The organism is Massilia sp. UYP34, from assembly GCF_056279385.1.
In genome coordinates this window covers 1-8,046 of record NZ_JBWBRF010000039.1, presented here as the reverse complement: position 1 = coordinate 8,046, position 8,046 = coordinate 1, and the positions used below count along the sequence as shown (strand labels likewise).

9 protein-coding genes and 1 pseudogene are annotated in these 8,046 nt (G+C 57.8%); 3 read left to right on the top strand and 7 right to left on the bottom strand.

Annotated elements, in window-relative coordinates:
* Nucleotides 1-157: 157 nt before the first annotated feature.
* Entirely contained in the window at nt 158-1,297 is a 1,140-nt protein-coding gene (locus ACZ9AQ_RS23900; protein ID WP_036209533.1) for a glutathione-independent formaldehyde dehydrogenase, read from the top strand.
* Nucleotides 1,298-1,574: 277 nt separating this feature from the next.
* Here the strand turns inward: ACZ9AQ_RS23900 and ACZ9AQ_RS23895 are convergent, their stop codons facing one another.
* Both ACZ9AQ_RS23895 and ACZ9AQ_RS23890 read right to left on the bottom strand, forming a co-directional pair.
* A complete protein-coding gene (locus ACZ9AQ_RS23895; RefSeq protein WP_051996335.1) occupies nt 1,575-1,922 on the bottom strand; it encodes a LysR family transcriptional regulator in 348 nt (115 codons plus the stop codon).
* A gap of 114 nt (nt 1,923-2,036) precedes the next feature.
* Nucleotides 2,037-2,390, bottom strand: a complete 354-nt coding sequence (locus ACZ9AQ_RS23890) for a winged helix-turn-helix transcriptional regulator (protein WP_379737980.1) — start codon at nt 2,388-2,390, stop codon at nt 2,037-2,039.
* A 191-nt stretch (nt 2,391-2,581) separates the two neighbouring features.
* Here ACZ9AQ_RS23890 and ACZ9AQ_RS23885 point away from each other — a divergent pair, with 191 nt between their 5' ends.
* On the top strand, nt 2,582-3,586 hold the full coding sequence (locus tag ACZ9AQ_RS23885) for a zinc-dependent alcohol dehydrogenase family protein (protein WP_429207263.1): 1,005 nt from the start codon (nt 2,582-2,584) through the stop codon (nt 3,584-3,586).
* Nucleotides 3,587-3,595: 9 nt separating this feature from the next.
* Nucleotides 3,596-4,588, top strand: a complete 993-nt coding sequence (locus tag ACZ9AQ_RS23880) for a zinc-dependent alcohol dehydrogenase family protein (protein WP_279976164.1) — start codon at nt 3,596-3,598, stop codon at nt 4,586-4,588.
* A 62-nt stretch (nt 4,589-4,650) separates the two neighbouring features.
* On the opposite strand, the gene ACZ9AQ_RS23875 is transcribed toward ACZ9AQ_RS23880, so the two are convergent.
* From ACZ9AQ_RS23875 to ACZ9AQ_RS23855, 5 genes and pseudogenes are all read right to left on the bottom strand, one after another.
* A complete protein-coding gene (locus ACZ9AQ_RS23875; RefSeq protein ID WP_285383130.1) occupies nt 4,651-5,685 on the bottom strand; it encodes an LLM class oxidoreductase in 1,035 nt (344 codons plus the stop codon).
* A gap of 215 nt (nt 5,686-5,900) precedes the next feature.
* Nucleotides 5,901-6,987: pseudogene (locus ACZ9AQ_RS23870) on the bottom strand (IS3 family transposase).
* 33 nt (nt 6,988-7,020) lie between these two features.
* Nucleotides 7,021-7,173, bottom strand: coding sequence for a hypothetical protein (locus ACZ9AQ_RS23865; RefSeq protein ID WP_184238383.1), 153 nt, complete (start codon nt 7,171-7,173; stop codon nt 7,021-7,023).
* Nucleotides 7,174-7,420: 247 nt separating this feature from the next.
* On the bottom strand, nt 7,421-7,723 hold the full coding sequence (locus tag ACZ9AQ_RS23860; RefSeq protein ID WP_066419950.1) for a putative quinol monooxygenase: 303 nt from the start codon (nt 7,721-7,723) through the stop codon (nt 7,421-7,423).
* A 102-nt stretch (nt 7,724-7,825) separates the two neighbouring features.
* Nucleotides 7,826-8,046 (bottom strand): hypothetical protein (locus ACZ9AQ_RS23855; protein ID WP_429207261.1); only part of this gene is annotated, 221 nt, incomplete at its 5' end.

Here is an 8,046-nt window from a genome sequence, read left to right as displayed (position 1 = left end):
TTAGCTCGGCCTTCGCTCGATTTACGCAACAAAGCCGGCCCAGGCGTAAATCTTTGCAGCGTTCAACAGTGCGCCTTTGTGAAGAATTTCGTTATATTCTTTCTCCTCCTAACGTCGCTGCTCGCGATGAATTTACCCTCGTTCTGAAAGGAAAATCATGAAGGCACTCGTTTATAATGGCCCGTGCGACGTCCAGGTCAAAGACATGCCGGACGCCAAGATTGAAAAGCCGACTGACGTCTTGGTCCGTATCACGACAACCAACATCTGCGGGTCCGACCTACACATGTACGAAGGCCGTACCAACCTGGAAACGGGCCGTATCTTGGGCCACGAAAACATGGGTGAAGTCATCGAGGTCGGCAACGCCGTCGAGCGCGTTAAGGTCGGCGACGTTGTCTGTCTGCCGTTCAACATCGGCTGCGGCTTTTGCGAAAATTGCGAACGGGGCTTGTCCGGCGCTTGCCTCACGGCAAACCCAGGCACGGCCGGGGCTGCCTACGGTTTTGCCGGCATGGGTCCGTACAGTGGCGGCCAGGCCGAACTGCTACGGGTGCCGTTCGGCGATTACAACTGCTTGGTACTGCCGGAAGACGCTAAGGAAAAGGAAAATGACTACGTGATGTTGTCGGACATTTTCCCGACCGGCTACCACGCTACCGAATTGGCTGGCCTTAAGCCGGGTGAATCGGTCGTGATCTACGGCGCCGGCCCGGTCGGCCTAATGGCGGCCATGTCTGCGTTCATTAAAGGCGCAAGCGAAGTTTTCGTCGTGGACACGCACAAGGATCGTTTGGCTCTGGCCGAAAAGATGGGCGCGGTGGCGATCGACGACACCGGAGGCGCCGGCGTCGAGAAAATCTTGAACCTTACCAACGGCAAGGGCGCCGACTGCGGCTGCGAATGCGTTGGTTACCAGTGTTGCGACAAGCACGGTAAGGAAGTGCCAAATCTGACAATGAATAACTTGGTGCAGACGGTCAAGGCCACTGGCGGCATCGGCGTGGTTGGTGTATTCCTCCCGCAGGATCCAAAGAGTCCAGACGCGTTAGGAAAGGAAGGTAAAATTGCCTTCGATTTCGGCAATTTTTGGTTCAAGGGTCAGAAGATTGGCACCGGCCAAGCCAACGTCAAGCATTACAACCGTTATTTGGCAAAATTAATTCATAAAGGTAAAGCGGCGCCCTCGCAGATCATTTCACACGAGCTTGCATTGGAGGATGCACCGACTGGCTATCGGAATTTTGATAAACGTGCCGAAGGGTGGACCAAAGTCGTGCTGAAACCTAATAAATAAAGAAAATATTATTTATTGGCGCATGCTAAAAGACGATTCACAAAATTAAAGCAGGCGATAGGTTTTACAATAAATGGTTAGTTCGCGCAATTTTCTTTCATTTCGGGAAGTTAAGGAAAGAAGATTGCGCGGAAGCACTTTGCTACTTTCTAAATCGTCTCAAAGCTCGACTTTTTCCAATGATCCCGCGTAGCAGACGACTTCAATAAGTCAATCTAACAAGGCACGCGGTATTTTTACCATATCAGGTCAGTTACCCGACCCGCTGTAAATTCCATCACTCCATAGCTTTCAATGAATCCGTGAAGGATTCCACCGCCAGGGCGGAAGAAATATCGATCCGGAGACGCCCGCGCACGATGTCGCCCGGCGCGCCGAACATGGTCACCGCTTCATCGACCCCGCCCAGAATCCCTGCGACCCTGACCAGAAACGCCTCACCCTCCGCGGTGAGGCTCACCTTGCGCGTCGTGCGCTGGAACAGACGCACGCCGAGCGATGCTTCCAATTGATTAATGGCCAGCGTCACTTGGGGGCGGCCCATCTGCAGCGCTTCAGCGACCTTCGTAAAACTCTGGAGTTCAGCAAGCCTGGAAAACAGGCGCATCGATTGAAGCAGCTCCATCGACACATCTTTCTTGGTAGTGGGTACGGCCTGGCCGCGTGCGGCCAGGCGCCGGCAAAAGCCGATTATAGAGTCCGAATTGTTATCGTCGAATACAACAATCAGCTCGGCGATTCAGGAAAGCGGCAAGGCTTCGCTTTCATCTTCGACGATCTCAGCTTGGCCGGAAGCTGCTCTGTTGCGTTCTACCTTATCGAGCAGTACGAAATTGGCTTCGGCCCAATCGTAAAGTGCCAGCAAAGGCTCGACGAACTTCTGTCCAAGCTCCGTCAGCGAATATTCGACTGCGGGTGGAACCACCTGGTGCACCTTCCTCGACAACAGCTGGTCGGCTTCGAGCTCGCGCAAGGTCTGGGTGAGCATCTTCTTCGAAATTCCCGGCATGCTGCGCTGTAACTGGCCAGTCCGTAGCGGACCGAAACTAAGGACGTAGATCACCATGGACGTCCATTTGGGCGTCAATAGCATGTGGATACGCCGCGGTGGACAGGTTTCACTGATGACCAGTGGATCGGGGGGATGACGAACGGTGGAAGCCATGGTTACCTATAGGTGCCTATGATCCTAAAAAGTGCCTAATTTACAGGCGGGACCTTATGGATCAATATTACCCCACATTCAGTTTGCCCCCAAGGGCCACATTCACAAGGAACCAATACATGACTACCCAAGCCACCATGCGCGCACTCGTCCTGAACGACTACGCCGACGGCAAATTCATCGATACCCAGGCGACCCGGCCAGCACCGAAAGCGGGCGAAGTGCTGGTACAGATCGCTGCCAGCGGCGTCAATCCGATCGACTACAAGATCCGCACCGGTGCAGCGCCGTATGCCATGCCCGAACTGCCTGCGATTCTCGGCACCGATCTGGCGGGCACGGTCGTCGAGGTCGGTGAGGACGTGAGCGACTTCAAGCTCGGCGACGAGGTGTACGGATTGGCTGGCGGCGTGCGTGGCATTCCGGGAACGCTCGCCGAATATGCGGCCGTCGACGCTCGCCTGTTGGCACCGAAGCCAAAGAACCTTAGTATGCGCGAAGCGGCTGCGTTGCCGCTGGTGTTTCTGACCGCTTGGGAAGGTCTGGTCGACCGTGCCGGCGTACATGCTGGCCAGCGCGTGCTGATCCAGGGCGGCGCGGGTGGTGTTGGTCACATGGCAGTGCAGATCGCCCGTGCGCTCGGCGCCGACGTGTATGCGACTGCCTCGGCGGCTAAGCACGCCGTCATCAAAGGCTACGGCGCTACGCCCATCGATTATCGCGACGCCAAGGTCGTGGACTACGTCGCGAAGTATGCAAATGGCGTTGGCTTCGACGTGGTCTATGACACCGTCGGCGGACAGACGCTGGACGACTCACTTGTTGCGGCCAGGCCTTATGGACACGTTCTCAGCTGCTACGCTTTCGCGGAGCACAATCTGGCGCCAGGCTCTCTGCGCTGCGTGACATTGTCCGGTATCTTCGTGCTGCTCCCCATGTTGAGCGGTGAAGGACGAGCCCACCATGGCGACATCCTGCGCGAGGCGACCCGCCTGGCGGAGCAGGGCAAACTGAAACCCTTGGTCGACGAACGGCGCTACACTTTGGCCGACGCGCATGCCGCGCATGACGCTCAGGAGGCCGGCAAGGCCCTTGGCAAGATCGTGATCGACGTCGCTTCCTGAAGGATGGGTATGACCATGTCGCAGGTGGTTCGATTTCATGAACTTGGCGGCCCGGGTGTATTGCGGTTGGAGCAGCGCAGTGTCCCTGAGGCCGCAGATGGCGAAGTACTCATCGAGGTGCAGGCGATCGGCTTGAATCGGGCGGACAAGATGTTCCGCATGGGCCAGTATCTCGAGAAGGCGCAACTGCCATCCATGCTGGGCTTCGAGGCGGTTGGCATGATCGCTGCACTTGGCCCGTCGGTGCAAGGATTCGCGGTCGGCGACATGGTCGGCGTCCTGCCCGGGTTCGAGCTCGGCAGATATGGCACCTATGCCGAGCATGCGTTGATTCCCGCTACCCACCTTGTCCCGCAACCGGCCGGCTTGTCCGCGGTGGAGGGAGCTGGCCTGTGGATGGCCTATCTGACCGCATACGGCGGTCTCGTGGAGGCCGGAGGACTTGGCAAAGGAGACTGGATTGCCATCACCGCTGCATCAAGCAGCGTAGGCTTGGCTGCGATACAGGTTGCACGCCAGGTGGGTGCGCGGCCCATCGCGGTGACACTGACCAGCACAAAGCGCGATGCACTGTTGGCTGCTGGAGCCGAAGCCGTCATCAGCACGTCAGACGAGCCGTTGGAGAGCCGCCTGCGCGAACTGGCGCCGTACGGGATCCAGTGCGCGTTCGACGCGGTCGGCGGTCCGCAAGTGAACCAGCTCGCAGGGGCCATGGCCAAGCGCGGAACGATTGTCGTGCACGGCGCACTCAGTCCCGATGCGACGCCGTTTCCGCTGAAGCTGGCTTTGAAGCGCAGTCTTTCTGTGCGTGGTTTCGTGTACACGGAAGTGACCGAGGATGCAGCAGCGCTGCAGCGCGTCCGGACTTTTATCTCGGCAGCAATTGAAGCCGGTATCCTCCGGCCGCTCGTGGACAGGGTCTTCTCGCTGAGTGACGTCGTGGCAGCGCACGAATACCTCGAATCGAACCAGCAGTTCGGCAAGATCGTGATGACAGTTTGAGAGCGCTGCAACGTATTTGCTCAGCGTGGAAGCGCGGCAAGACTTCGCCCCGTCCGACAGCATTACTGGACGGGGCGATCGCTGTTGATGATCAAGTTCGACGGAAACGCCGGCAGGACGAATTCGGCAAGCTCCTGCAGCACCTCGGTAGCCGGCCGGCGCGATGCTTTCAGGTTGAAGGCGACATGGTTCACGCCCAGCTGCTGCAAGCCGCCGAGGTAGTCGATCAGCCTGTTGCGCCCGACCCGCAGGCCGGAATGGATGCGCATCAAGGGGTGATTTGCGTCGTCAGCCAGGTCGAAGAACAGGCCTTGGGCAAACGGCTTGAAGATGCCCGACTGCGTCTCCCGCTGCACAACGTCGCGCCATGTCGACACGATCGGTGCCAGGTGTTCGGGATTGACGAAGTAGTAAAGCCAGCCATCCGCATGCCGCGCAATCCACTCCAGATCCTGGCGGCTGCGTCCAGTGACGATGGCCGGAATTCGTCCGTGGGGCGGCTTTGGGAGCAAGTCCAGACTCCCATCCAACCTGCCAAAACGTTCGGAGTCGTGCACGGCGAACGCTTCCTGCAAACTGGCCCGGAACATCCCGAACGCATCGCGGAATCGCTCGCCGCGCGTCTCGAAATCGCCTTCTATGCCAAATGCGGGGTACTCGCTCGGGCGATCGCCTGACGAAATGCCAAGTACCATGCGGCCGCCGGAAAGCTGGTCGACCGATGCAGTCTGTTTCGCCAGCAGCAGCGGATGGCGCAGGGTGATTACCGCGCTGCCTGTGGCCAGTGCGATGCTCTGGGTGCTGGCGGCGAGGAAGCCTAAATAGGTGAACGGTTCGTACAGCTGTCCGGTGTCACCGAACATCGGATCGAATAGTGGGACGTCACGCGCCCATACACCTGCAAAGCCTGCCTGGTCGGCGTAGCGCATGACGGTGACATGATCGCGCATCGTCGGCGCCGGCATATCGGGGTATGCCTCCAGTGGCAAGATGAATCCGAGTGTCAGCCGGCCGGGCGCGAACATTCGCCGGAAACCAGCATGATGCTCGACGTGCTCGGAAAAGGGCCACTCGCGCGGTACTGTAGTGTCGTCCATTGTTTGCTCCTTGTGCGTGGATTTGGCCGTATCGCCGGCCGGGGCTTCCGGCCGGCTGGGGGCCAAAATCAGTCGGCTACCTTGATCACGACCTTGCCAAACGCACCGCGCGCCAGGTGCTCGTAGGCCTGCACCGTGTCCTGGAAGGCGTAGACCTTGTCGATCACTGGCTTGATGGTAATCTCCCCATTTTTAGAGCGAGCTAAAAGTAGAGGTTAAGCGGCAAGAGCAAGTTTCTGTTGTAGTGTAATGCCGCCGAGTGCCATGTTGGGCCGGTCGTGATTGTAGGTCCACAGCCAGCGAGTGGCAAATTCCTGGATCTCGTCGAGCGTTTCAAAGAGGTGATGAACCAGCCAATCGTACCGCACGGTCCTGTTGTAACGCTCCACGTAAGCGTTTTGCTGAGGCTGGCCGGGCTGAATAAAATCGATGCGGATTCCACGTCTGGCTGCCCAAGCCAAGGTCACGGCGCTGATGTACTCTGGACCGTTGTCACAACGGATCGCATCCGGTGTGCCGCGCATTCGATAATTCGGTCCAGCGACCTGATGACGCGTTCGGATGGCAGCGAGAAGTCGACCTCGATACTCAAGCCTTCGCGGTTGAAGTCATCGATGACGTTGAACAGGCGGATGCTGCGTCCGTCGGCAAGCTGGTCATGCATGAAGTCCATGGACCAGCTCTGGTTGATCGCGGTCGGCACGGCCAGGGGCAGCGGCTTCTCGCGCACCAGGCGGTGGCGCGGCTTGATCCGGAGGTTCAGCTCGAGCTCACGGTAAATGCGGTAGACCCTTTTGTGGTTCCATTTAAATTTTTTGACGTTGCGCAGGTACAGAAAGCACAGCCCAAAACCCCAGTTGCGCTGGTTGTTCGTCAATCGCACCAGCCAATCAGCGATGACGCTGTTTTCCGCGTCCAGCTTGGCCTTGTATCGGTAGCAGGTCTGGCTGATGCCAAACGCCCGGCACGCCAGGTTAATCGTGGCTGACCGCTGTGTCACGGCCCACTGCGCCATCTCTCGCCGCAGAGATGGCGCTACCACTTTTTTGTCAACGCCTCCGCGACAATCTCGGCCTTTAGGCGCTCCTCGGCATACATCTTCTTCAGGCGCCGATTCTCGTCCTCGAGTTCCTTCATGCGTGCCATCAGCGACGCATCCATACCGCCGTACTTGGCGCGCCACTTGTAGAACGTGGCGTTGCTGATGCCGTGCTCGCGGCACAGTTCCGGGATAGGGCTGCCGGCTTCGGCTTGCTTGAGGATGGCGATGATCTGGCTGTCGGTAAAGCGGAACGTCTTCATGTAGAGCTTTCTGTTAAGTAGAAAATTCTACTTCTAAACGCGCTTTTTTGTGGGGGGATTACCGTGGATGCGCACGCGCGTGTAATCGATGACGTCGCGGAACAGCAGCGATGCCATGGCGATTTCGCCTGCGGTAAGGGGGCGCCAGCGCTGCGCATGCAGGCGGCAAACAGGTACGGCATCCATCGGTTCTTTTGCAAACTTAAGAGGCTTGGCAAGCTTAACTTAGATTGCTCGGATACCGTTTTGAACAGCTCCTTCGAGAGCGTGACCGCGTCAAAGACGCCTTTCATCAAAAATGTTGCGGCCGACCACTATCGACCCGTAAGCAGGCCTTGTCGATTCCATGAAGCGGTCGTTCAACGCCCGCGCCAAGCTACGACTCGCTGGCGCCGCCAGTGAGCCGTCGACTTGAGCGACTTGTCGGGCTTGCTCAGCCCGGCAGCTTTGCCGCAAGAACGTCAACCTTTTCGATTGACGGCGGCTGGGCGAATAACTCACCCGCTTTTTCCATGAGCGCGGCCGCGACTTCGCCGGAAAGATGAGCTTGCCGCCCAGCCTCATCTGGAAACGCGTCAAAGATGCCAAAGGTTGACGGCCCCAGGCGGATGCCGAACCAAGCTGTAGTAGCTGGCTCTGCCTGAACGAGGGGAAGACCACTTAACAGAAAGCTTTCTACGTCTTTCTCCTTACCTGGCTTGGCTTCAAGACGAACGAACAACGCGAGTTTGACCATGACATATCTCCTGTTATTAAACAGACAGCAATTCACGCATTTTCCAGCGAGCCGAATGCAATGATGACCGAACCGCCACCACTTGCGGCGAAGCGGCTTTCTTCACGTGCCCGAAAGCAGTTCGCTAGCGAAGGACCGATACCGATTGAATGCGCAGCCAATACCGGATGGTAAAAGCGTTTCAATATAGTATATGGCGATGTTGCTCACAGGGCAAGCAAGAAATATTGGTAGAGACAGCAGCAGTTCGTTGCGGTTGCTTGCAGTTGGATCGCAGATGTGCAGACGGCTTTGTTGAGCAAATCGAGCACAGGCCGAGCTGG

Bases quoted from the DNA above. Each gene is read 5' to 3' on its own strand.
- ACZ9AQ_RS23890 (WP_379737980.1), bottom strand. From the start codon at position 2,390: ATGCTATTGACGCCCAAATGGACGTCCATGGTGATCTACGTCCTTAGT.
- ACZ9AQ_RS23900 (WP_036209533.1), top strand. From the start codon at position 158: ATGAAGGCACTCGTTTATAATGGCCCGTGCGACGTCCAGGTCAAAGAC.
- ACZ9AQ_RS23865 (WP_184238383.1), bottom strand. From the start codon at position 7,173: ATGGATGCCGTACCTGTTTGCCGCCTGCATGCGCAGCGCTGGCGCCCC.
- ACZ9AQ_RS23885 (WP_429207263.1), top strand. From the start codon at position 2,582: ATGACTACCCAAGCCACCATGCGCGCACTCGTCCTGAACGACTACGCC.
- ACZ9AQ_RS23860 (WP_066419950.1), bottom strand. From the start codon at position 7,723: ATGGTCAAACTCGCGTTGTTCGTTCGTCTTGAAGCCAAGCCAGGTAAG.
- ACZ9AQ_RS23880 (WP_279976164.1), top strand. From the start codon at position 3,596: ATGACCATGTCGCAGGTGGTTCGATTTCATGAACTTGGCGGCCCGGGT.
- ACZ9AQ_RS23875 (WP_285383130.1), bottom strand. From the start codon at position 5,685: ATGGACGACACTACAGTACCGCGCGAGTGGCCCTTTTCCGAGCACGTC.
- ACZ9AQ_RS23895 (WP_051996335.1), bottom strand. From the start codon at position 1,922: ATGGAGCTGCTTCAATCGATGCGCCTGTTTTCCAGGCTTGCTGAACTC.